Consider the following 23,544-nt stretch of genomic DNA (forward strand, 5'->3'; position numbering starts at 1 on the left):
AGATTGCTATCGCAGGCAAGCCAGCTCCCACCTGTTTGAATGTATTTACACATCAAAATGTGGGAGCTGGCTTGCCTGCGATGAGGCCCTCAGCGTTTCGCAGCAGTATTGCCCTGCTGCACCACCCAATCCACCACCTGCTTATTCAACTGATCCCCCGCCTGCCCAAACGCAGCCACTACGGCCGGCACCTTGGTGTCACCCACCGGCTGGCGCACCTCAAACCGCCGGCTGGCAATAATCCGCTGATCAGTCCCGCGCACCAACCGCGCATCCAGGCGGATCACTACTTCCACCGCACTGGCGTGATACTCACTCTGAAACGCCTGCAACTGTCCGCCGAGCTCATAGTCGGCCTGCAGGTTAGTCTCGTCGGTGCTCAGCAGCGTCACGCGCCCATCGCGCTGGAAGCCGTCCATAAAGCGATTGCGCAGCAACACCGGCGTCGGGTCGCTCCAGCGTGAATTCGCGTAGCTACTGATCAGGTTGCCATTGGGCACCACGGCAATGCGCGGGCTGTCGAGGAATTCGCTGCTCTGCGGCTTACTCACGCGTAACGACCAACTCACCGGTACGCCTTGGCTGGTCGTCTGGGCTGATGTCAAGCGGTACACATCCGAAGGGTCCGGCTTGGGCAGAATCGAGCAGGCGCTGATCAGCGCCAGCGCCACAGGCGCAATCAGTTGGTAAGCACGCTTCATGGCGTGAACTCCTTGTTCTTATCGCTGCCCAGCAAATAACCGCTGGGGTTGGCTTCGAGGCGGCGGGAGATGGCGCGCAGCGAACCCAAGGTTTCACGCAGTTCGCGCACGGCCGGTGCCAGTTCGTTGAGGCCCTGCATGCCGCTGTTGACCGAGTCCTTGTTGTTGGTCAGCAAGGTGTTGATGGTCGCAGTGCTTTGCTCAAGCGATTTCATCGCCTGCTCGGCGCTGCCGAAGGCCTGCTTGCCTTGATCGTTCAGCAAGCCATTGGCATTGCGCATCAACACTGTGGTTTGTTCCAGGGCGGCAGTCGCCTGTTTGCTCACCTGCATTAATTGCTGCATCACCACTTTGATATCGCCGCGTTGGTCGGCGATGGCGCCGGTGGTTTGCTGCAGATTGGCCAAGGTGTTGCTCAGGCGCTCGACGTTCTCGCGGGAGAACATGTGGTTGGCGTTGTGCAGCAGCAGGTTGATGCTGGTCATCAGGTCGTTGCTGTTATTGAGCAGGCGTGCGATCGGCGAGGGCGAGGCGATGATTTCCGGCAGGTTGCCGTCCTTGCCCGTGAGTTCCGGGCTTTGCGGTGTGCCGCCGCTGAGCTGGATGATCGAGGTGCCGGTGATACCGGTCAGGGCCAGCTTGGCCTGGGTGTCTTCCTTGATTGGCGTCTGCCCGGCCAGGCGGATGCGCGCGAGTACGCGGCGCGGGTCCTTGGGGTCTAAGCGCAGGCTGATGACGTCGCCCACCTTGATCCCGCTGTACTGCACCGAACTGCCCTGCGAAAGGCCGCTGACCGCCTCGTTGAACACCACTTCATAATCCTGGAAGGCGCTGTCGATGCTGGACTTGGCCAGCCACAGGCCAAACAGCATCGCGCCGACCACCACGATCACGCTGAACAGACCGATCATCACATGATGGGCTCGGGTTTCCATGTCATACCTCGTTGAGCGATTGAGCGGCATCCAATGCCGCGCGGCCCCGGGGGCCGTGGAAATATTCGTGAATCCAGGCGTCGTCCGTTTCCGAGACGACATCGATGGCATCGGCCACCAGCACTTTCTTCTGCGCCAGCACCGCCACGCGGTCAGTGATGGTGTACAGCGTGTCGAGGTCGTGGGTGACCAGGAACACACTCAAGCCCAGCGCATCGCGCAGGGTCAGGATCAGTTGGTCAAATTGCGCGGCGCCAATTGGGTCGAGGCCGGCGGTGGGTTCGTCGAGAAACAGGATGTCCGGGTCCAAGGCCAAAGCCCGCGCCAAGGCCGCGCGCTTGATCATGCCGCCGGAGAGTGACGATGGGTACTTGTCCGCCGCCGACAGCGGCAACCCCGCAAGGGCAAGCTTGACCGCAGCCAGGTGCTCGGCATCGGCGCGGCTGAGGCCGGCGTGTTCGATCAATGGCAGCGCGACGTTGTCGGTGACGGTCAGCGAGGAAAACAGCGCGCCTTTCTGGAACAGCACGCCGAAGCGCCGTTCCACCAATGAGCGCTCATGTTCGGGCAGGCTTGGCAGGTTCTTGCCGAACACCCGCACTTGGCCTTCGCTGGGGCGGCGCAGGCCGACGATGCTGCGCAGCAACACCGACTTGCCGCTGCCGGAGCCGCCGACCACTGCCAAGATCTCGCCTTTATACAAATCCAGGTCGAGGTTTTCATGCACGCTCTGGCTGCCAAAGCGGTTGCACAGGCCACGCACTTCGATCACCGCCTCAGTGGGCGCACGGTGTAGACGACTCACCAGCCCATCTCCATAAAGAACAGTGCGGCGACGGCATCCAGCACGATCACCACAAAGATCGATTGCACCACGCTGGAGGTGGTGTGGGCGCCGACCGACTCGGCGCTGCCGCTGACCTTGAAGCCTTCGAGGCAGCCAATTGCGGCAATCAGGAAGGCGAAGATCGGCGCTTTCACCATACCGACCAGGAAATGCTGAACACCAATGTCCGATTGCAGCAGCGAGAGGAACATCGCTGGCGAAATATCCAGCGCCACGGCGCACACCACGCCGCCGCCGACAATGCCTGAGAGCATGGCCAGGAAGGTCAGCATCGGCAGCGACACCAGCAGTGCCATAACGCGTGGCAATACCAGCAGCTCTATCGGGTCCAGGCCCAGGGTGCGGATCGCATCGATTTCTTCGTTGGCCTTCATCGAGCCGATTTGCGCGGTAAAGGCGCTGGCGGTGCGGCCGGCGATCAGGATGGCGGTGAGCAATACGCCGAATTCACGCAGGAAAGAGAACGCCACCAGGTCCACGGTGAAAATGGTCGCGCCGAAACTCTTGAGCACCGTGGCGCCCAAGAAAGCTACCACCGCACCCACCAGAAATGTGAGCAGCGCCACGATTGGCGCAGCGTCGAGGCCGGTTTGTTCGATATGCGCGACCATCGGTGTCAGCCGCCAGCGCTTGGGGCGGAAAATACCGCGGGCGAAGGTTTCGAGGATCAGCCCGATAAAGCCGAGCAGCTTCTTGCTGTCTTGCCAGACGGTGTCCACCGCGCGGCCTATGCGCGCCAGCACTTGGATGCCGGCGGCTTCTTCCGGCGCTTTGTCCGGTACGCAGAAGTTATTGAGTGAGCGGTAAACGGTCTTGAGCAATGCACGGTCGGCGGCGGACAGGCTGCAATCGGTCTGTTCGGCGGAGTCTTCGATACGCTCCGGGCCCAGCAGCTCGACCAGCAGCGACGCGCCGGCGGTATCCAGGGCGCCCAGGCCATTGAGGTCGATGCGTGCGCCGGCGTCGTATTGACCGTCGAGCTTATCGCTCAGCTTTTTTAGATTGGCGTAGTGGGCAAGCGTCCAGTCCCCCGTAATCCTGAGTAACGGAGGTGCGGTAGACGTATCGAGGTGGGCTGCGCCGGCCGTGGTACGGGTGGTCATAAGCTCCGAGCTTGTTTGGCTATCCAGAATTCCTACGTAATAGCACGATACAACCTATTTTGGCGTGTCCGTTTGTGCTGTGTCAGTGACTTTGAAGCGCAGCACACCGATGACCTGGCCGTCCTCCGTCAGCACCCGCACTTGCCAGCGGCCTACCGCATCGGCTGGGAAGTTCTGTTTGTGGGTCCAGGCGCGGTAGCCTTCCTTGCGCCCGCCGTGGATATCCAAGGCGATGCGGTCGACCTCCTTGCCATTGAATTTCCACACATGATAAATCCGCTCATCCAGCCCGCGCGGTGCGTTGATTGCGGTGTAGGCATACAGCCCGCCGCTGCGCAGCTGGGCGGCGGTGACTTCCTTGAGGTCGTCGCCCGGTGTGCGGTCTTGCAACTGAGTGCTGATCGCCACTTCGGTCATCCACAAGGTGGCCGGTGGCACCCAACTGCGCAGGAACCAACCGGCGCAACCAATCGCGGTGGTCACTCCCAGCAGCATCGCCCAGCCTTTGATGCTGCGCAGCGGGAGGCTCACGGCCAGGCTCGGGATCGACAGTGCCATGGCCACGCCCAGCGCCAACTTGTAACTCTCGGCGGTGGTCAAGTGCAGGATGATCGGTAGCGCGGTAAGCAGTGCAGCGAACAGCGTCAGTGTGTGCAGCGCCAGGAACAACGAACGTTTAGGGGCCAGCCACTTGTAGTACAGCGGGTCGGTGATCGACACCAGCGCCGCCGCGCCGAGCAGGCCGGTGAAAACCGATTGGCCACTGTTCCAGGCGGTGGTGACAAAAAAGAACGGCAGCACAAAGAACAGACTTTCCTGGTGGATCATCTGAGTGGCGTAACGCAGCAGCGGCTCGGGAATTTCCCGCTTGAAGACTTTGGTGAACAGCCGGGTAAAGCTGTTTTCCAGCATCAGCCACAACCAGCTCACCAGCATGATCACCGCGATCCAACTGGCCATGCCTTGCTGGCGATCCACCAAGATGAAACTGCACACACCCGAGATAAAGCCGCCGAGCGCAATCACCCCAGGGTAGCGCTTGATCAGTACGAGGATGCGCTGGATAAGGGGCGGCAGGTTTGTCATCGGCGGTTCACAGTATGTGTAGGAAAAAACCCAGACAGAATAACGCCTTAGTCCTGTGTTCGGTGCCTCATTACGCGATCCGTTTGCGATAAAGCCGCAGGCCGCCCAACACCATGGCGATCAACCCAAGCACGCCGGCGCCGACCCAGGCCAGGCTGTCGTAGCTCAGCAGCGGCTTTTCGATACGCCAATAGCCCGGCTGCTCGAATACTTGGCGCATGGCCTGGTTGGCCTGTTTAAGGTTCACGGCCTTGATGCGTTTGACCGGGTCGCTGAAATGGCCCTTGGCGTAGTCGCCGGACGCACTCCAGTAATAATCGGCCAGCGCGCTGTTGCCCTGCACGGCCCAGGCCTGGCGCGCGATGGCAGCTTGCTGCAGGCGGGCGAAGGTTGCCGCGTCGAGGCCATCCTTGAGCAGTTGCGCCTTGAGTTGCTGCAGCACCTGTTCGGCTTCCGGCAGGTTGTCCCGCTCGAGGTCGGCATTCAGGCTGAGGAAGCCTGCGCCACCGAGCACTTCGCGCTCGCTCCATGGGCCGTAGGACAAACCGTGCTTGAGGCGCAGTTGGCGGTACAGCGCCCAGTCGAGGTAGTCCTTGAGCAGGTCGTAGGTTTCAGCATGTTGGTCGTCCAGCACCGGTTCGGGGAACAGCCAGTGCAGTTTAGCGCTGTCACCGACCCAGCCGTGGATCAGGTCACGGTGGCTGGCGGCGGCGTGCTGGATTTCTGGTAGCGGCAAATGCTCGCTCGGTTCGATGGGATCAAGTTGGCCGTAGGTGCGTTCCAGGTAAGCCGGCAACAGCTTATCGAGGTCGCCGACGATGATCAGCGTCATGTTGTTGGGCGCGTACCAGTTTTTGCGCAGGGTCTGCAGCTGATCGCGGGTCAGATGGTCGACCTCGGCACGTTCGGCGCATTTGAGGCCCAACTCGACAGCCAACTGGTGGCTGGCGGTGTGGCCGAGGTCCTGGCGGTCGAGCAGGCGTTGCAGGTGTGAGTAATGGCCGCCGTCTTCGCGTTCGACCACCTGCTTGGCTGCAGCGATGTTGGCTTCGGTCAGCTCGGTGCGGGTGAGGATCGCCAGCAGCAGGTCAAGCACCTTGCGTTGGTTCTGCGCCGGGGCTTCGATCACAAAGGTGGTGTCGGCGTTGCTGGTGTACGCGTTCCACTCGCCGCCCAAGGCTTGCATGCGGTCTTCGAGGTCGCCTTCGCCACCGCCGTCGATGCCGCTGAACAACAAGTGTTCGAGCAGGTGCGGCAGCTCTTTTTCTTCGCAAGGGAAGTCATCCAGGCCTACGCCGACCACCAGGCGGATGGCCACGTGCCCGCGTTCGGTGCCCGGCTTGAGCAGCAATTGCAGGCCGTTGGGCAAGGTGTAGCCCTCGACTTGCAAGCGGTCAAAAGCGAAGGCGTGTGCAGAGGCCATGAGCAGGCAGGCGAATAACAGGCGACGCATAACAGCTTCCTGGCGAGTGGTGTCCACTGTTAACTGACTTCACTCGCCGTCTTACGTTCAGGGTGAATGGGTAATGTCGGCGATATCTTCGGCGGAGAGCGCGCCGGTGTCGGACGTTTCGAGCACCACATAGGCGCTGCTGCAGAACAACGAGTTGAGGCGTTTCATGTCGGCAATCAGCTCCAGGTGTAGGGAACTGGTTTCCAGGCTTTGTACGATTTTGCGTTGCAGGCGGCTGACGTGTGCGTGGGCCAGGCGCCGTTCCTGGGCGCGGAAGCGGCGCTTTTCGCGCAGCAGTTGGCGGGCGCTTTCCGGGTCGGCGCTGAGAAAAACCGACAGGCCCAGGCGCAGGTTGGCAATCAGCTGGGTATGCAGGCCTGCCAGTTCTTCCAGGCCTACTTCGGAGAACTGGCGGCGCTGTGAGGTTTTCTGCTGCTGGACCTTGCGCAGCATGCGTTCGATCAGGTCGCCGGCCAGTTTCAGGTTGATCGACAACTCGATGATCTCAGCCCAACGGCGACTGTCCTGCTCGCTGAGGTCTTCGCGGGGCATTTGCGCCAGGTAAAGCTTGATCGCGCTGTACAGGGCTTCGACGTCGTCACTGAGGCTGCGCATTTCCTGGGTAATGGCGGTTTGCTTGCCGCGCAACACTTCGAGCATCGCGGTCAGCATGTTGTCGATCAGGTCACCCAGACGCAGGGTTTCGCGGGCGGCATTGGCCAAGGCCAGGCTTGGGGTGTCGAGCGCGGCAAGGTCGAGGTGGCGAGGTTTGGCTTTGCCGTTGGTCTCGGCTTGCTCCGGCAACAACCAGGCGCACAGACGTGCCATCGGCCCGATGGTGGGCAGCAGAATCAGGCAGCGGCTGACGTTGTAGAGCAGGTGGAAGGTAATAACCATGCCTTGGGCGCTGTAGTCCAGGCCGTCCATCCAGCCGACGAGAGGATCGAGTACCGGAATGATCAGCAACAAGCCGATCAGTTTGTACAGCAAGCTGCCCAGTGCCACTTGCCGACCGGCAGCGTTCTGCATGCTGGTGCTGAGGAAGGCCAGCACGCCGCTGCCGATGTTGGCGCCGATTACCAGGCCGATGGCCACGTGCAGGCCGATCACACCGGCGCCGGCCAGGGTTGCCGTAAGCAACACGGCGGCCAGGCTGGAGTAGGAAATCATCGCGAAGAGTGCGCCGACCAAGGCATCCAGCAAGATGTCGCCGGTCAGCGAGGCGAACAGTACTTTTACGCCTTGGGCGTGGGTGATCGGCCCGGCAGCTTCGACGATCAGCTGCAACGCCAGAATGATCAGGCCTAGGCCGATCCCGACTCGACCCATCTGCCCCGCCCGCGTCTGTTTGCGCGACAGGAAGAAAATCACCCCCAGAAAGATCAGCAGTGGCGACAGCCAGGACAAGTCAAAGGTCAGTACCCGTGCCATTAACGCCGTACCGACGTCGGCACCGAGCATGGTCGCCAGGGCGGGCATCAGCCCCATCAGGCCTTGGCCGACAAACGATGTCACCAGCATCGCCGTGGCGTTACTGCTCTGCACCATGGCCGTCACCAGGATACCGGCGATAAACGCCAGCCAGCGCTTGGACATGTTCTGCCCGATGACTTGGCGCAAGTTGGAACCGTAGACCCGCAAGATGCCGGTACGGACGATGTGCGTGCCCCAGATAAGCAGGGTCACGGCGGAAAGCAGATTGAGCAAGGTCAGCATGCTCGGCCCCCCGTGTGGGTTAGCTCAAGAAGAGCAAATAAGAATTGCCGCGTGCCGTTCTACGTCTTGTACTTAAGCTGTAGTTGGCGAATGGGCTGCGCGCCAGCATCGCATAGCTAAAGTAGGGTTTGAAATAAAACTGTCATGAAATCAGTTTTTTGCAGGTGAAAAAAAGGGGCTCGAAAGCCCCTTTTCAGCAGCGGACCCGTGTCATTGACCCGGAATGTCCTTACGCAGTTTCACTGGATCCTGCTGTTTCTTCTTTTTCGCAATGGCGGTGCGCATTTTGATGTTGACCGCTTCAACGGCCAGCGAGAATGCCATGGCGAAGTAGACGTAGCCTTTTGGCACATGCACATCGAAGGATTCGGCGATCAGCACGGTACCCACTACCAGCAGGAACGACAGCGCGAGCATCTTCAGCGACGGGTGTTTGTCGATGAATTCGCTGATGGTGCCAGCAGCCAGCATCATCACCAGTACGGCAACCACGATTGCAGCGACCATGACCGGTACATGGGAAACCATGCCGACGGCGGTAATCACCGAGTCCAGCGAGAACACGATGTCGATGATCGCGATCTGGATGATGGTGTAGATGAATTTGCCACCGGCGCCTTTCGGCTCATCCTGAGTTTCGTCTTCACCTTCCAGCGCGTGGTACATCTCCTGGGAGCTTTTCCAGAGCAGGAACAGGCCACCGAAGAACAGGATCAGATCACGACCGGAAACGCCTTGGCCGAAGACCACGAACAGATCGGCGGTCAGTTGCATGACCCAGGTGATCGACAGCAGCAACAGGATTCGCGTGACCATGGCCAGGGCCAGGCCGAAGAACCGGGTGCGCGCTTGCATGTGTTTGGGCATGCGGCTGACCAGGATCGAAATCATGATGATGTTATCGATGCCCAGGACGATCTCGAGGGCCGTCAGGGTGAAGAAGGCAATCCAGATTTCCGGATTGGTCAGCCATTCCATGTGTATTCCTTTGAGCGAATGTTAAACCGCGCAAGCTGCAGCGCCGCGCGGTTAAGTGGGTACGATTATAGAGTGCTGAACAGCGGAAAAATCCCCATCAGCAAAGCGGCGAACATTATGCACAGGCACACCAGCACTGCCCACTTAAGGGTAAAGCGTTGGTGATCGCCAAATTCGATACCGGCCAGTGCGACCAGCAGGTAGGTCGAGGGTACCAGCGGACTGAGCAAGTGCACGGGTTGGCCGACGATCGACGCACGAGCCATTTCCACGGCGGTGATGCCGTAGTGGCTGGCGGCTTCGGCGAGTACTGGCAGTACGCCGTAGTAGAACGCATCGTTGGACATAAAGAAGGTAAACGGCATGCTCACCAGTGCAGTGATCACGGCCAGGTAAGGGCCCATGGCCTCCGGGATGACTGCCAACAGGCTTTTTGACATGGCATCGACCATGCCGGTACCCGACAGAATGCCGGTGAAAATACCTGCGGCGAAGATCAACCCCACCACCGCCAGTACGCTGCCAGCATGGGCGGCGACACGGTCTTTCTGCTGTTGCAGGCATGGGTAGTTGACGATCATCGCGATACTGAACGCCACCATGAACAACACTGGCAGCGGCAAGAGGCCGGCGATCAGGGTGCACATCAGGGCGAAGGTCAGTGCGCCGTTGAACCAGATCAGTTTCGGACGGCGGGCGTCCGGAAATTGCGACACGCTGATCTCACTGTGGTCGATCTCGTCGCCTTGCAAGTGCAGCTCGCCCAGGCGGGCGCGTTCGCGCTTGCCGTACATGTAGGCGATCACCAGGATCGCCACCACGCCGACGGCCATGGCCGGGATCATCGGTACGAAAATATCCGACGGATCCACATGCAGCGCACTGGCGGCACGCGCCGTCGGGCCACCCCAAGGGGTCATGTTCATCACGCCACCGGCGAGGATGATCAGGCCGGCCATGATTCGTGGGCTCATACCGATGCGCTTGTACAGCGGCAGCATGGCGGCGACACAGATCATGTAGGTGGTGGCACCGTCACCGTCGAGGGAAACCACCAAGGCCAGCACGGCGGTGCCGACTGAGACTTTCAGCGGGTCGCCCTTGACCATCTTGAGGATCTTGCGCACAGCCGGGTCAAACAGGCCGGAGTCGATCATCAAGGCAAAGTAGAGGATGGCAAACATCAGCATCACGCCGGTCGGCGCAAGCTTGGTGATGCCCTCGAGCATCATCGGGCCGATCTTCGGTGCGAAACCGCCGAACAGCGCGAACAGGATAGGCACGATGATCAAGGCAATCAGCGCAGAGAGGCGCTTGGTCATGATCAGGAACATGAACGTGATGACCATGGCAAAGCCAAGGAAAGTCAGCATAGGAATACTCCAGGCGTGGCGCGGCTAGGGAATGGCGAACCGGGTGGGGTCAGCGCAGTACGAAAGGCACGTAGCGTACGGGTGGAGTTGGGGCGAACAGGCAAGGACGAGCGGACATCAGGAATCACCATTGTTGTTGTTAACAGCCGGTCTGTTGCCGGCAGTGGGGCGATCCTAGACGGGGAAGCTTTCAGCCAGCTTTCGCTGTGTAATCAGTTGATGAGAGGTTTTTCCTCTTTTTTTGTGGGAATAGTCAGCTGGCGCGGTGCGAATCAGGGAATCTCCAGGCCGCCCGCCGCTTTATGCAACGCTCGCAGATGTTCGCCGACCTGCTTGAGGTTGGCCTCGCAGGCGGCAATTTCGGTGGCGCGTGAGGGCTCCAACAGCACTCTCACCTCTTTATCCAGATCGCCGGTCAAGGATTGCAGTTGCTTCTGGCGTTCGGCGCTTTCCGATTCAAGCCGTTTGGATTCCGAGGGCTGCGGCAAGCCGTAACCGCCACTGCCAAGCAGTTCCGCCGGGCGGCTGAGGAAGCCACTGTTGGCGAGGATCTGTCGCAGTGTGTTGTTGGCTTTTTCCATGCCGCCGTTTTTCAGCTCGCGGGCACCGAGGTAGCGTTGTTTGACTTCATCTTGGGCCAACATCAGCTGCCTGCGATAGCTCGCCTGCTCCAGCAGTAACAACGCGGCGCTGGTGCGCAGGTCGGCCTGGCTGAACCATTGCCGGCGTTCTTCTGCGCTGAGGGCCAGCCAGTCTTCGACCTGGGTCTGTTTAATCGGCAAGTGTTTGCGCAGTACGTCGAACATGGCCTGGTAGCGCTCGCGGAACGAATCAAAGTGGTAGCCTCGGCGCAACGCCTCGCGTTTGTCGTTGAGAACGCTGGTGTCGGCCAGGCCGCGCGCGCTGAGTACTTCCAGCAAGCCATTGGGGGTGATGTTGTCCAGGCCGGTCAGTTGAGGGTTGGCGCTGCCACTGCGCAATAGCTTCAAGCTCTCGACCGCGCAGTTATTGGAAATGAAGAAATAGTTACCGTCGTAGCTCCAGTGCATTTCGGCAGCATGCTCGACGGTCTCTTCGATTTCCTGGCGTGTAAGTTTCAGCGGGACGGATGCCAGCCCCCGTAGCTCGGTCTTGGTGTATTCGTCGATCACTTGGGCCAATGGCAAAACAAACAACCGTGACGGGTATTTGCCTACCAAACCATCCCAACTCGACAACTGCACGTCACCGACAAAGGCGCGGTAGGACAACACCAGGTGTTGGTCCAGGTCCAGCCGACAATCCGGGCCACGTGGGCGACCGGGCGCGCAGATCACCAGGCGCAACATGCTGTGGCCCCAGCGGCTGACCAGATTCTGGTTGGCTTCGGCCAGTAAGTAGTCGATTTCATACACCCGCTCCGGGTCGACCTGGCCCAGCGGCGTTTTGGCGAAATCGTTGCCTGCGTTCAAGAAGGCGTACGTTTTAGCGCAGGTGTCTTGCTCGGGCGGTGCCCAGCCGAAGTGTTCCTTGTAATAGCGAAACAGCGCGGGACGGCGGCAGGCGTAGCTTGGGTCGAGGAGAAAGTACTCCATGTTAACCGCGACGAATTCCAGTGGACTGGTGGTTTCGTAGATATCCGGGCTGCGGGCGACCTGATGGTTGTGCTGTTCACGTTCGCCGCGACGGCCGACGTACTGCGGCCAGCCGGCAAGGTCCAGCAGGCGCGGGTCGTCACTCAAGGTAAAGCGGCGATCGTTCTGGCCGCGGCATTGGTCAGGCAAGCCGATCAGGCCGGTGATGTTGTTTTGGCGGCTGCACCGCTGGATAAGTGCGCGGTCGTCTTTGGACCACAGGCGCGCACGGTCATAGATGTGGGTCAGCTCATGCAGCACGGTGGCGAGCATTTCGCGGCGCACGGTGCCGTGGGGGCGATTGGTCTTCTGGGTGGCGGCGCTGCCGTCGGTCAGGCTGGCGAGGAGGTGTTGGTTGAGGTCCAGTTCGGACACCAGTGAGGCCTGGCCGTAAGCGTTTTCAGGCATCTTGTCGGTCCAGCCGACATCAATGCGCCGATCCAGTTGTTCAATAAAGCGCGGCGGCAGGGCGCGCATCGCTTCATCGAGCAATGCCTGGCTGGCCTGCTGTTCGGCCGGGCTCAATCCATCGGTCTTGAGCCGCAGTTGCAGGCTGGCCTGGGCTGCGCTGGCACAGAGCAGGACAGCCCCGGCCAATAGCCAGGCGACCAGGTGCCTCACAGAGCGAGGATAGCTTCGGCGAGGGTCTGGTCACTGGCATCGCGCGCTTCGGGTACGCGTGTTCGCAGGGTGTCGAAGGCAGCTTCCAGTTGTGCGCCTCGGATCTCGCCATTGGTGGCGACGAAACTGGCGGCGTCATCGTGGGCTTCGCGCACGACTTTGGAGTCGCGGATGGAGGTGGTGGTGTCCGAAGTGAAATCAATGGTGCGGGCCGAGGCGCGTACGATGATGTTACTGGTGGCCTTCAAGGTTTGCGCGTGGGCGACATCGGCCAACAACAGCAGGCCGAGAGCGGCGGCGATCAGCGGGCTACGCATGGAATAACTCCAAAACAAAGATGGAAATACAAAGATGATTATTGGACGAGAATTGCTTGCGCCAGTTCAAGGTCGCTGGCGTTAAGTTTTGGCTGGGTGCGGCGTAGGTAATCCAGCGCTGATTCCAGGCGGGCGCCCCGCCATTGGCCGTCAGTGGCGATAAAAGCGGCAGCGTCATCCTGGGCAGCCATTATCAATTTTCTGTCAAAAGGCGCAGAGGTCACCTTGCTGGTGGCGTAGGCACTTATGACGGTGCTCTGAGTGGTCACGTCAAAGGCCGAAGCCGATGGCGACCAGCAAGCAGAAACCAACATGGGAACGATCAACAGACGGTATGAAAAAGCCATAGGACTCGACAACTGAAAGCGAGCGCCAAGGCTAGCGCAATGCCCAGGCGAGAGCCAGCGCTGACACATTTGGTAGCGGCTGGCGCAGGCTTGTTTCTACCATCATCAGATGGCCAGAATCGCTTGAGCGAGCTGTGCGTCCGTGGCGGTGTTCAATTGCGGTGCTTGTTGACGGATCTGCGCCAGGGCGCTTTCCAGCTTCACGCCACGAATGGCACCTTCACTGGCGACAAAACTGGCGGCATCGTCACGAGCGGCCTGCACTACTTTGTTGTCACGCAGGGAGGACGTGGCGTCAGAGCTGGCATCGGAGGTGGCTTTCAGCGCGCCGACGATCGAGTCGGTGGTCACGATGAGGCTGCTCGCGTTGGCATTGGCAACCACGGCCAACAGGGCAGCAGCACTCAGCAGGCGAAGACGGGACATGGTATGACTCCTGTAGATGAACAAATAAAGCGGCGCAAAGCGGCCACTGTGAAACCGACAGTGTTGCTATTGAGCATCAGACGCCGGTTCTAAGGGGTTCGCCACGTGATGAATGAATCTTAAGCTGCCGTTTATCTGTTCGGGAAGCCTCACCGCTGGCTATTCACGCCAGAACGGCTTGGACAGCTCGGCGATTCGGTCTCCCTGGCTGATACCTGCATCGGACAGTTCACGAGGGTCGAGTTGCGCCAGTTGGTGCCGCTCATGGGTGTGTTGTGCCCATCTGGCCAGTGCGCGTGCTGTGCCAGCGATCAGTCGTTTATATGTTTGCGTGTTCATGGCTAGAGCCCTTCATGAGGTCTTGGAGCTCCATGTTGGGCGTCTCACTGCTACCGATACAGATACACCACTATTAAATTGCACCGCTAAACTGTTGTATTTATTTAACTGTACTGGTTGATAGCAAAGGCTTCTGTTTTACCGTTTGAAAAGCCAAACCCCAGAAACAACAATGCCCGCCTCCGGTTCCCCGGGGCGGGCATTGTTTTGACAAATTCTGGTGCTGGCTGTGGACCCGGCGGGTCAGGGCCAGCGGGCGTCAGTTAACGCCAGAACGGCTTGCTCAGCTCTTCGTAGCGTTGAGCTTCGCTGATACCAGCGTCAGCCAGCAGACGCGAATCCAGACGAGCCAGTTGGTGGCGGCTGGAGATGCGGCGCTGCCACAACATCAGGTTGGCGAGAACGCGCAAAGGCAGGGAAGCCTGGGTGTTTACAGCTTTTTCTTCGAAGAACAGTTCGGAACTGAGTGTACGTTCCATGATGACATCCTTCCGCTTGTGGCGGGATTAGGTAGTGGTTTAACTGATGTCAATGATCCTCTTCCGATGCAAGACTCTCTAGATACAGTTCACTTGTATTGTGAGGGGCCAGTTAACTGTTTATAGCGGCTGTACTGTACGTAAATGGGGCAACTGTACCTGTCTGCACTGAAAAAGGGCGAAATCGGCAAATTCAGTGGAGGTTGTAGGGTTTTCCGGTAGGAAAAGACCGGTACAGCAGTACAGTTTTTCGTGAAAGTGCGATTAGCACTGTCGAGCTGATGCAACTGTGTTTGCATCAGCTCGATGATGTATCAATCAAGCCTTGAGCATATGCCCGGTTTCTTCCAGGTTGATGTGCCAGCTCAGTGCTTCACGCAAGATGTGCGGGGTGTGCCCGCCGATGGCGCAGGCAGCGATGAAGTAACTGTTCAGCGCTTCGCGATACGCCGGGTGGACACAGTTGTCGATGATCACCCGGGCCCGCTCTCGCGGCGCCAGGCCACGCAGGTCGGCGAGGCCAACCTCAGTCACCAGGATGTCCACGTCGTGCTCGGTGTGGTCCACATGGCTGACCATCGGCACCACGCTGGAAATCGCTCCGCCTTTGGCAATCGATTTGGTGACGAAGATCGCCAGGTGCGCATTGCGCGCGAAATCCCCGGAGCCGCCAATCCCGTTCATCATCCGCGTGCCGCAGATGTGAGTGGAGTTGACGTTGCCATAGATATCAAATTCCAGCGCGGTGTTGATAGCGATGATACCCAGGCGCCGCACCACTTCAGGGTGGTTGGAGATTTCCTGGGGGCGTAGTACCAACTTATCCTTGTAGTGTTCCAGGTTGCCGAACACATCGGCATTGCGCCGTTCCGACAAGGTAATCGAGCTGCCCGAGGCGAAGCTCAGCTTGCCTGCGTCGATCAGGTCGAACGTCGAGTCCTGCAGCACTTCCGAATACATGGTCAGGTCTTCGAACGGCGAATCGATCAAGCCGCACATCACCGCGTTGGCAATGTTGCCGATACCGGCCTGCAGGGGGCCGAGTTTGTTGGTCATGCGCCCTGCATCCACTTCCTGCTTGAGGAAGTGGATCAAGTGATTGGCGATGCCTTGGGTGTCGGCGTCCGGTGGCGTCACGGTGGAGGCCGAGTCAGCCTGGTTGGTGATCACGATGGCGACGATCTTCTCGGGCGGAATCGGAATCGCGGTGCTGCCAATGCGGTCGTCGACCTTGACCAGCGGAATCGGCGTACGGGTCGGCCGGTAGGTCGGGATATAGATGTCGTGTAGCCCTTCCAGGTTCGGGTTGTGCGCGAGGTTGATCTCGATGATCACTTGCTTGGCGAAAATCGCGAAGCTGGCCGAGTTGCCCACGGAGGTGGTCGGCACTATATGGCCTTGTTCGGTGATTGCGACGGCTTCGATGACCGCGATGTCCGGAAGCTTGAGCTGGTTATTACGCAGTTGCTCGACGGTTTCTGACAAATGCTGGTCGATAAACATCACTTCGCCGGCATTGATCGCCTTACGCAGAGTGCTGTCCACTTGGAATGGCATGCGCCGGGACAGCACGCCGGCCTCGGTGAGTTGCTTGTCCAGGTCATTGCCCAGGCTGGCGCCGGTCATCAGGGTGATTTTCAGTGGCGAAGTCTTGGCGCGTTCGGCCAGGGCATGGGGAACGGCCTTGGCTTCACCGGCGCGGGTGAAGCCGCTCATGCCGACGGTCATGCCGTCCTCGATCAGTGCGGCGGCGTCTGCCGCGCTCATGACCTTGTTCAACAACGAAGGCAAGCGGATACGATCACGGTACATGAATTGTTATCTCAGGCTACGGAAGCAAGGTGGGCAGTGTAGTGATTTCAAAAAAATTCGGCCCGCTACCATGGTCGAATGCCAGGCAGCGATTTAGAGCCTTTGGTCGGGTTTCATGTGAGTGTGCAGAGCGGGCCGCGGAGCATCTCTGGCTGCATTCCCACGCAGAGCATTGGAACGAAAAAACCCCAGCCTACTGCAGGCCAGGGTTTCGGTTATTGCGCTGGCGCAGTGTTATTCGACGGCTTTGACCATGTCTTCGATGACCTTCTTGGCATCACCGAAGACCATCATGGTCTTGTCCAAGTAGAACAACTCGTTGTCCAGGCCTGCGTAGCCGCTGGCCATCGAGCGCTTGTTGACGATGATCGTCTTGGCCTTGAACGCCTCCAGGATCGGCATGCCAGCGATCGGTGAGTTAGGGTCATTCTTGGCGGCTGGGTTGACCACGTCGTTCGCACCCAATACCAGCACCACGTCGGCTTGGCCGAACTCGGAGTTGATGTCTTCCATCTCGAACACCTGGTCATAAGGCACTTCTGCCTCGGCCAGCAGTACGTTCATGTGGCCTGGCATACGGCCCGCCACCGGGTGGATCGCGTACTTCACGGTTACGCCGCGGTGTGTCAGCTTCTCGGTCAGCTCTTTAAGCGCATGTTGCGCGCGTGCCACTGCCAGGCCATAGCCGGGAACGATGATCACGGTGTCAGCATTGGTAAGCAGGAAGGTGGCGTCGTCGGCAGAACCGGATTTAACCGGGCGCGCCTCTGTAGAGCCAGCCGGGCCCGCCGCATCCAGCGTGTTGCCGAAACCGCCGAGCAGCACATTAAAGAACGAGCGGTTCATCGCCTTGCACATGATGTACGACAGGATCGCGCCGCTGGAGCCCACCAGGGAGCCGGCGATGATCAGCATCGAGTTGTTCAGCGAGAAGCCGATACCCGCCGCTGCCCAGCCGGAGTAGCTGTTGAGCATCGACACGACTACGGGCATGTCGGCGCCGCCAATCGGGATGATGATCAGCACGCCAAGCACGAAGGCCAGCGCCAGCATCAGCGCGAAGGCACTGAGGTTCCCGGTGAACATGAACGTCAGGCCTAGACCAAGCGTCAATAGGCCCAGCACCAGGTTTAGCGTGTGCTGGCCGCCGAACTGTACCGGTGCGCCCTGAAATAGGCGGAACTTGTACTTGCCCGACAGCTTGCCGAACGCAATCACCGAACCAGAGAAGGTGATCGCACCGATAGCGGCGCCGAGGAACAGTTCCAGGCGATTACCAGCAGGGATCGAGTCGCCCAAGTGTTTGACAATGCCCAGGGATTGCGGCTCGACCACGGCGGCGATGGCGATAAACACTGCGGCCAGGCCGATCATGCTGTGCATGAATGCCACCAGCTCGGGCATTTTGGTCATTTCTACGCGCTTGGCCATGATTGAGCCGGCAGTGCCGCCTATCAGCAGGCCGACGATCACATAGCCAATGCCGGCTGTAGCCAGTTCAGCACCGAGCTTATAGATGAGGCCGACGGTGGTGAGCACCGCGAGCGCCATGCCGAGCATGCCGAACAGGTTGCCGCGTCGCGACGTGGTCGGGTGCGACAAGCCTTTAAGGGCCTGGATGAAGCAGATCGACGCGATCAGGTAGAGCGTCGTGACGAGATTCATGCTCATGACGATGGCGCCTCTTCTTTTACTTTCGGGGCTTTTTTCTTGAACATCTCGAGCATCCTGCGCGTTACCAGGAAGCCGCCGAACACGTTAACAGCCGCCAGAGCCACGGCCAGAGTGCCCATGGTCTTGCCCAGTGGCGTAACGGTAAGGGCCGCCGCCAGCATGGCGCCGACGATCACAATCGCCGAGATCGCGTTGGTCACCGCCATCAATGGCGTGTGCAGTGCGGGAGTGACGTTCCAGACCACGTGGTAACCGACATAAATCGCCAGCACAAAGATGATCAGGTTGTAGATACCGGGGGAGATAAGCTCTTCCATCGTCTGAATCCCTGCTTAGGCGTTTTTGCGGATGACTTGGCCGTCGCGGCACATCAGGCACGCGGCGCCGATGTCGTCTTCGAGGTTGATTTCAAACTGCCCTTCCTTGTTGAAGACAAGCTTCAGGAAGTCCAGCAGGTTGCGCGCATATAAAGCAGAGGCATCGGCGGCTACAGCGCCTGCCAGGTTGGTCGGACCGCAGAGGGTCACACCGTTTTCCACCACAACTTGGTCAGCGACGGTCAGCGGGCAGTTGCCACCTTGGGCGGCGGCGAGGTCGATCACTACCGAGCCTGGCTTCATTTGCGCTACGGTTTCGGCGCTCAGCAAGGTCGGTGCCTTGCGGCCCGGGATAAGCGCCGTGGTGATGACGATATCGGCTTGCTTGGCGCGTTCGTGTACGGCCAGGGCTTGACGCTGCATCCAGCTCGAAGGCATCGGGCGGGCATAACCACCGACGCCGACAGCGCATTCGCGCTCTTCATCGGTTTCGTACGGCACGTCGACGAACTTGGCACCGAGGGATTCGATTTGCTCTTTTACCGCAGGGCGAACGTCAGACGCTTCAATAACCGCACCCAGACGTTTCGCCGTGGCGATAGCCTGCAGGCCTGCGACGCCAGCGCCGAGAATCAGCACACGGGCCGCTTTTACGGTGCCCGCAGCGGTCATCAGCATTGGCATGAACCGCGGGTAGTGATGGGCTGCCAGCAGCACCGCTTTGTAGCCGGCAATATTGGCCTGCGATGAAAGCACATCGAGGCTCTGAGCCCGCGAGGTGCGTGGCGCAGCTTCAAGCGCGAAGGCTGTGATGCCGCGCTCGGCCAGCTTGCCGATGGTTTCGTCGCTGAACGGATTGAGCATGCCCACCAACACGGTGCCGCTTTTGATCAGCGCCAGTTCGCTGTCGCTGGGAGCAACCACCTTGAGAATCAGCTCGGTGTTAAACGCGTCGCTGGCGCTGCCAATGGTGGCGCCTGCCGTTTCATAGGCATTGTCGACGATGCTGGCGTTGATGCCGGCGCCGCTTTGTACAGTGACCTTATGGCCCTGGCCGATCAGCTTCTTGATGGTTTCCGGGGTGGCAGCCACCCGCGTTTCACCGGTCTGGGTTTCGAGAGGAACACCAATGTGCACGTCAAATCTCCTGCATGATCTTTTTGCTTTTGATCTTTTTGTAAAAAGGCCAGTGCACCGTGAGGGGCGCAGCTGGGGCGGCCGATCAGCACGATCCCGCTGAAATGACAGCGGGGCGCGGCATTTTGCAGGCGAACTTTACGGCCTTCAAGAGATTATGACGGGTGACGAAAAATTAACTACAAGTCACCCTGTGACTGATTGTCGCAACTCAATGAAATAACCTCTTTAAATACAAGTGTTTAAGGGGTTTCAGAGGCTTATAGAGTCTTTTTCTATCTTCGGTGTGAATGGTCGGGCATTGGCAGCTCGTAGTCGCTATAAGCCTTGTTGATTGTGGCCTTGAGCCCTATTTTAAGCTGAAAGATACAGTCTGCTTAAAAGCGACATATACGTATATCTGTAGGATCATATTTTAATTGACTACAGGGTCAATAAATCGAATTTAGCCTTTAAACACTAGGGCTGTAGCGTTGTGATTGGTCTATTAACCAGTCCCTGAAAGCGTGCAGGGACGCAGATTCGACTTTTCTCTCGGGAATCATCAGGTAGTAAGCCTTCGAGCTGCTCAGGGCTTGAGGGCTGGCGATCACCAAGTGCTTCTCTTCCAGCTCACGCTGGATGAGGAACGGCGGAATCAGCGCGATGCCCATGTCATGCATGGCGGCCTGCGACAACATCGAGAATAGCTCGTAACGAGGCCCGGTCATGTCGCGAGGTATGTTCAGTTGTTGCGCGTTGAACCATTGGCGCCAGGCGTAAGGTCTTGTGGTTTGCTGCAGCAGCGGCAACTGCGCAATCTCCTGAGGGCTGAAGCGGGTGCGGGTGCCGAGTAATCTTGGGCTGCATACGGGAAGCGGGTTTTCTCCCATCAACCTATGGGATTCAGTGCCGGACCAGTCTGCATCGCCGAAGTAAATCGCGGCGTCGAACTCGGTATCGGCAAACAGAAAGGGGCGCGTACGGTTGGTGAGGTTTACGGTGACTTCCGGGTGTTGGTGTTGAAAGTCCTTGAGGCGGGGGATCAGCCATTGGGTGCCGAAGGTTGGAACCACTGCCAGCTCGATGACGTTGGCGCCCTGCTGCCCCATGACTGACAAGGTATCGCGCTCCACCGCGTCCAACTGCATGGCAACTCGACGGCTATAGGATAGGCCGGCTTCCGTCAGTTTTACCCCGCGCCTTGAGCGCCGAAATAGCTCGACACTCAAAAACTCCTCAAGGCTGGCGATCTGTCGACAGATGGCGCCTTGGGTGATGGAAAGCTCCTGTGCCGCCTTCGTAAAGCTCTCGTGGCGGGCCGCCGCTTCAAAACTGACTAAGGCAGTAGTACTGGGGATTTTTCTGCGCATGTACGTAGTACTCACTTATAAAGCGCATCTGCGCCATTTTCAGTCGTTTCGAAGTGAGAAATTAGCACAACCCTATGCAGAAACCTCGTTTGCCCTCTGCGTCTGCCAGGCCTAGGCTGCATCCACGACTTCTGATTTTTTCCGCGAGGACTTATTCATGGCTGGCAAGGCAAGCTTCAACTGGATCGATCCGCTGCTGCTGGATCAACAGCTCACCGAAGAAGAGCGCATGGTGCGTGACAGTGCTGAGCAATTCGCCCAGGACAAGCTGGCGCCGCGTGTGCTTGAAGCCTTCCGACATGAAAAAACCGACCCAGCGATCTTCCGTGAAATGGGCGAGACCGGACTGCTGGGCGCGATGATTCCCGAGCAGTACGGTGGCAGCGGCCTGAACTACGTCAGTTATGGGTTGATTGCACGTGAGGTCGAACGTGTCGATTCTGGGTATCGCTCAATGATGAGTGTGCAGTCGTCGCTGGTCATGGTGCCAATCAATGAATTTGGCACTGAGGGGCAAAAGCAGAAGTACCTACCAAAGCTGGCCTCTGGCGAATGGATAGGCTGCTTCGGCCTGACCGAGCCTAACCATGGCTCGGACCCGGGTGCGATGATTACCCGCGCACGTAAAGTGGATGGTGGCTACAGCTTGACCGGCGTCAAGATGTGGATCACCAATAGTCCGATCGCGGATGTGTTCGTGGTGTGGGCCAAGGACGATGCTGGCGATATCCGTGGCTTCGTCTTGGAGAAAGGCTGGAAGGGGCTGAGTGCTCCGACGATTCACGGCAAGGTCGGCCTGCGGGCTTCCATTACTGGTGAGATCGTCATGGACAACGTGTTCGTCCCGCAAGAGAACATCTTTCCGGACGTGCGTGGCTTGAAGGGGCCTTTCACCTGCCTCAACTCGGCGCGCTATGGCATCTCCTGGGGGGCGTTGGGTGCTGCTGAGTTCTGCTGGCATACCGCGCGGCAATACACCTTGGATCGTCATCAATTCGGGCGTCCATTGGCGGCGACTCAACTGATCCAGAAGAAGCTGGCCGATATGCAGACCGAGATAACCCTGGCCTTACAAGGCTGTCTGCGTTTGGGGCGCATGAAGGATGAAGGTACGGCGTCGGTTGAGATTACTTCGATCATGAAGCGCAACTCCTGCGGAAAATCCCTGGATATCGCGCGTATGGCGCGGGACATGCTGGGTGGTAACGGCATCTCCGATGAGTTCGGGGTCGCGCGTCACTTGGTCAACCTGGAGGTGGTTAACACCTATGAGGGGACGCATGACGTGCACGCCTTGATACTCGGGCGGGCGCAAACCGGTCTTCAGGCGTTCTATTAATAGGAGCACGGCATGGGGGCGCTTTCACATCTGCGGGTGCTGGATTTATCGCGAGTGCTGGCGGGCCCTTGGTCCGGGCAGATCCTTGCGGATCTCGGGGCTGAGGTGATCAAGGTCGAGCGACCGGGTAATGGCGATGACACGCGCGCCTGGGGGCCGCCCTTTCTCAAGGACGCCTATGGCGAGAACACCAGTGAAGCGGCTTATTACTTGTCCGCTAACCGTAACAAGGAGTCGGTGACCATTGACTTCACGCGGCCGGAGGGCCAGAAGCTGGTTCGTGACCTGGCAGCTAAGTCCGACATTCTGATCGAGAATTTCAAGGTGGGTGGTCTCGCTGCGTATGGGCTCGATTATGAGTCGTTGAAGGAGATCAATCCGGAGTTGATCTATTGTTCGATCACGGGCTTTGGCCAGACGGGCCCTTATGCGACACGTGCTGGCTATGACTTCATGATCCAGGGGTTGGGTGGGCTCATGAGCTTGACCGGCCGGGCAGAGGATGATGATGGGGCAGGGCCGGTCAAAGTCGGTGTGGCGTTGACTGACATCCTGACGGGACTGTACTCGACTGTGGCGATCCTGGCGGCGCTGTCTCACCGGGATCATGACGGTGGAGGGCAGCACATTGATATGGCATTGCTGGACGTGCAGGTGGCGTGCCTGGCTAACCAAGCGATGAATTACCTGACCACAGGTGTGTCGCCGAAGCGCTTGGGCAATGCTCACCCAAATATTGTGCCGTATCAGGACTTTCCTACTGCTGATGGCGACTTCATCCTGACGGTGGGTAATGACGGGCAGTTTCGTAAGTTCGCTGAGGTGGCTGGGCAGCCGCAATGGGCGGCGGATCCGCGCTTTGCTACTAATAAGCTGCGGGTGGCTAACCGTGCGCAGCTGATTCCGCTGATTCGCCAGGCGACGGTCTTCAAGACGACGGCTGAGTGGGTGATGCAGCTGGAGCGAGTGGGCGTGCCGTGCGGGCCTATCAATGACTTGGCGCAGGTATTCGCCGATCCGCAGGTCAAGGCGCGTGGGCTGGAGATGGCGTTGCCTCATGCGCTGGCGGGGATGGTTCCGCAGGTGGCCAGTCCGATACGGCTGTCCAAGACGCCTGTGGAGTACCGTAGTGCGCCTCCTTTATTAGGAGAGCACACGGTTCAGGTGCTTCAGGGTGTGCTTGGGCTGGGGCCTGCGAATGTGGCCGCTTTAAGAGAGGCGGGTGTTATCTGAGTGTTCCCTTCTATATAGAGCACGTGAAGCGACGTATGTAGGTTGTTTTTTAATCAATCCTAAGTAATTGATAGAAAAGCGAAATTAAGGGTTGACGGCAGATTCTGGAAGTCTATAATTCGCCCCACTTCCGGCGCAGTCGAAACGGAAAACTCCTTGGTAAACAAAGAGTTACGCAAGATTCGACAGCGAGTTGCTTCAGTTCATCGAAGCCCAGAAGGAGTTGGTAGGGCAGTGTTGTTTGGCTCTATTAACGTTTCGATCTTCTCGGTCGAAAGCGGAGAAAAAGAGGTGTTGACAGCAGCGTGTAACGCTGTAGAATTCGCCTCCCGCTAACGAGAGATCG

The 23,544-nt window shown here is 58.9% G+C and carries 22 protein-coding genes; 2 read left to right on the forward strand and 20 right to left on the reverse strand.

From position 1 onward, the window contains the following. Positions 1–89 precede the first annotated feature (89 nt). The 20 genes from E0F99_RS13220 to E0F99_RS13315 form a co-directional block, all read right to left on the reverse strand. Entirely contained in the window at positions 90–701 is a 612-nt protein-coding gene (locus E0F99_RS13220; protein ID WP_083355907.1) for an ABC-type transport auxiliary lipoprotein family protein, read from the reverse strand. Continuing rightward, positions 698–1,636, reverse strand: coding sequence for an MlaD family protein (locus E0F99_RS13225; RefSeq protein WP_083355906.1), 939 nt, complete (start codon positions 1,634–1,636; stop codon positions 698–700). Before E0F99_RS13225 ends, E0F99_RS13220 begins: the two co-directional genes overlap by 4 nt. A 1-nt stretch (position 1,637) precedes the next feature. After that, positions 1,638–2,441, reverse strand: coding sequence for an ABC transporter ATP-binding protein (locus E0F99_RS13230; RefSeq protein ID WP_083355905.1), 804 nt, complete (start codon positions 2,439–2,441; stop codon positions 1,638–1,640). Further along, a complete protein-coding gene (locus E0F99_RS13235) occupies positions 2,438–3,586 on the reverse strand; it encodes an ABC transporter permease (RefSeq protein ID WP_083355904.1) in 1,149 nt (382 codons plus the stop codon). The genes E0F99_RS13230 and E0F99_RS13235 overlap by 4 nt, the downstream gene beginning before the upstream one ends. A gap of 54 nt (positions 3,587–3,640) precedes the next feature. Further along, the gene (locus tag E0F99_RS13240) at positions 3,641–4,672 is read right to left on the reverse strand and encodes a DUF5924 family protein (RefSeq protein WP_083355903.1); all 1,032 of its coding nucleotides are present in this window, start codon (positions 4,670–4,672) and stop codon (positions 3,641–3,643) included. A gap of 70 nt (positions 4,673–4,742) precedes the next feature. Continuing rightward, a complete protein-coding gene (locus tag E0F99_RS13245; protein ID WP_083355902.1) occupies positions 4,743–6,125 on the reverse strand; it encodes a M16 family metallopeptidase in 1,383 nt (460 codons plus the stop codon). Between the two features lie 57 nt (positions 6,126–6,182). Further along, the gene (locus tag E0F99_RS13250) at positions 6,183–7,841 is read right to left on the reverse strand and encodes a Na/Pi cotransporter family protein (protein ID WP_083355901.1); all 1,659 of its coding nucleotides are present in this window, start codon (positions 7,839–7,841) and stop codon (positions 6,183–6,185) included. 210 nt (positions 7,842–8,051) lie between these two features. Beyond that, on the reverse strand, positions 8,052–8,819 hold the full coding sequence (locus E0F99_RS13255) for a TerC family protein (protein ID WP_083355900.1): 768 nt from the start codon (positions 8,817–8,819) through the stop codon (positions 8,052–8,054). Between the two features lie 65 nt (positions 8,820–8,884). Continuing rightward, entirely contained in the window at positions 8,885–10,192 is a 1,308-nt protein-coding gene (locus tag E0F99_RS13260) for a CitMHS family transporter (protein WP_083355899.1), read from the reverse strand. 272 nt (positions 10,193–10,464) lie between these two features. Continuing rightward, positions 10,465–12,426, reverse strand: coding sequence for a DUF7844 domain-containing protein (locus E0F99_RS13265; RefSeq protein WP_083355898.1), 1,962 nt, complete (start codon positions 12,424–12,426; stop codon positions 10,465–10,467). Then, positions 12,423–12,743, reverse strand: a complete 321-nt coding sequence (locus E0F99_RS13270; RefSeq protein WP_071486755.1) for a DUF2388 domain-containing protein — start codon at positions 12,741–12,743, stop codon at positions 12,423–12,425. Before E0F99_RS13270 ends, E0F99_RS13265 begins: the two co-directional genes overlap by 4 nt. 38 nt (positions 12,744–12,781) lie before the next feature. Continuing rightward, complete coding sequence (locus E0F99_RS13275; RefSeq protein WP_083355897.1) at positions 12,782–13,090, reverse strand: DUF2388 domain-containing protein; 309 nt, start codon at positions 13,088–13,090, stop codon at positions 12,782–12,784. A 105-nt stretch (positions 13,091–13,195) separates the two neighbouring features. After that, positions 13,196–13,516, reverse strand: a complete 321-nt coding sequence (locus tag E0F99_RS13280; RefSeq protein ID WP_083355896.1) for a DUF2388 domain-containing protein — start codon at positions 13,514–13,516, stop codon at positions 13,196–13,198. Between the two features lie 159 nt (positions 13,517–13,675). After that, entirely contained in the window at positions 13,676–13,855 is a 180-nt protein-coding gene (locus tag E0F99_RS13285) for a DUF1127 domain-containing protein (RefSeq protein WP_083355895.1), read from the reverse strand. Positions 13,856–14,118: 263 nt separating this feature from the next. Next, positions 14,119–14,334: a DUF1127 domain-containing protein gene (locus E0F99_RS13290; protein WP_003187413.1), complete on the reverse strand. Its 216-nt coding sequence runs from the start codon at positions 14,332–14,334 to the stop codon at positions 14,119–14,121. Between the two features lie 318 nt (positions 14,335–14,652). After that, a complete protein-coding gene (locus E0F99_RS13295; RefSeq protein WP_083355894.1) occupies positions 14,653–16,146 on the reverse strand; it encodes an acetyl-CoA hydrolase/transferase family protein in 1,494 nt (497 codons plus the stop codon). A 234-nt stretch (positions 16,147–16,380) separates the two neighbouring features. Continuing rightward, positions 16,381–17,817, reverse strand: coding sequence for an NAD(P)(+) transhydrogenase (Re/Si-specific) subunit beta (locus E0F99_RS13300; RefSeq protein WP_083355893.1), 1,437 nt, complete (start codon positions 17,815–17,817; stop codon positions 16,381–16,383). Further along, positions 17,814–18,137: an NAD(P) transhydrogenase subunit alpha part 2 gene (locus E0F99_RS13305; RefSeq protein WP_003170836.1), complete on the reverse strand. Its 324-nt coding sequence runs from the start codon at positions 18,135–18,137 to the stop codon at positions 17,814–17,816. The genes E0F99_RS13300 and E0F99_RS13305 overlap by 4 nt, the downstream gene beginning before the upstream one ends. 15 nt (positions 18,138–18,152) lie before the next feature. After that, positions 18,153–19,274, reverse strand: a complete 1,122-nt coding sequence (locus E0F99_RS13310) for a Re/Si-specific NAD(P)(+) transhydrogenase subunit alpha (RefSeq protein WP_130908788.1) — start codon at positions 19,272–19,274, stop codon at positions 18,153–18,155. Between the two features lie 452 nt (positions 19,275–19,726). Then, complete coding sequence (locus tag E0F99_RS13315) at positions 19,727–20,626, reverse strand: LysR family transcriptional regulator (protein ID WP_083355891.1); 900 nt, start codon at positions 20,624–20,626, stop codon at positions 19,727–19,729. Between the two features lie 157 nt (positions 20,627–20,783). Between E0F99_RS13315 and E0F99_RS13320 the strand changes: the two genes are divergently transcribed. Continuing rightward, a complete protein-coding gene (locus E0F99_RS13320) occupies positions 20,784–21,965 on the forward strand; it encodes an acyl-CoA dehydrogenase (RefSeq protein WP_083355890.1) in 1,182 nt (393 codons plus the stop codon). 12 nt (positions 21,966–21,977) lie between these two features. Continuing rightward, the gene (locus tag E0F99_RS13325; RefSeq protein ID WP_083355889.1) at positions 21,978–23,198 is read left to right on the forward strand and encodes a CaiB/BaiF CoA transferase family protein; all 1,221 of its coding nucleotides are present in this window, start codon (positions 21,978–21,980) and stop codon (positions 23,196–23,198) included. Positions 23,199–23,544 lie beyond the last annotated feature (346 nt).

Source organism: Pseudomonas antarctica (assembly GCF_900624995.1).
Classification (GTDB): domain Bacteria; phylum Pseudomonadota; class Gammaproteobacteria; order Pseudomonadales; family Pseudomonadaceae; genus Aquipseudomonas; species Aquipseudomonas antarctica.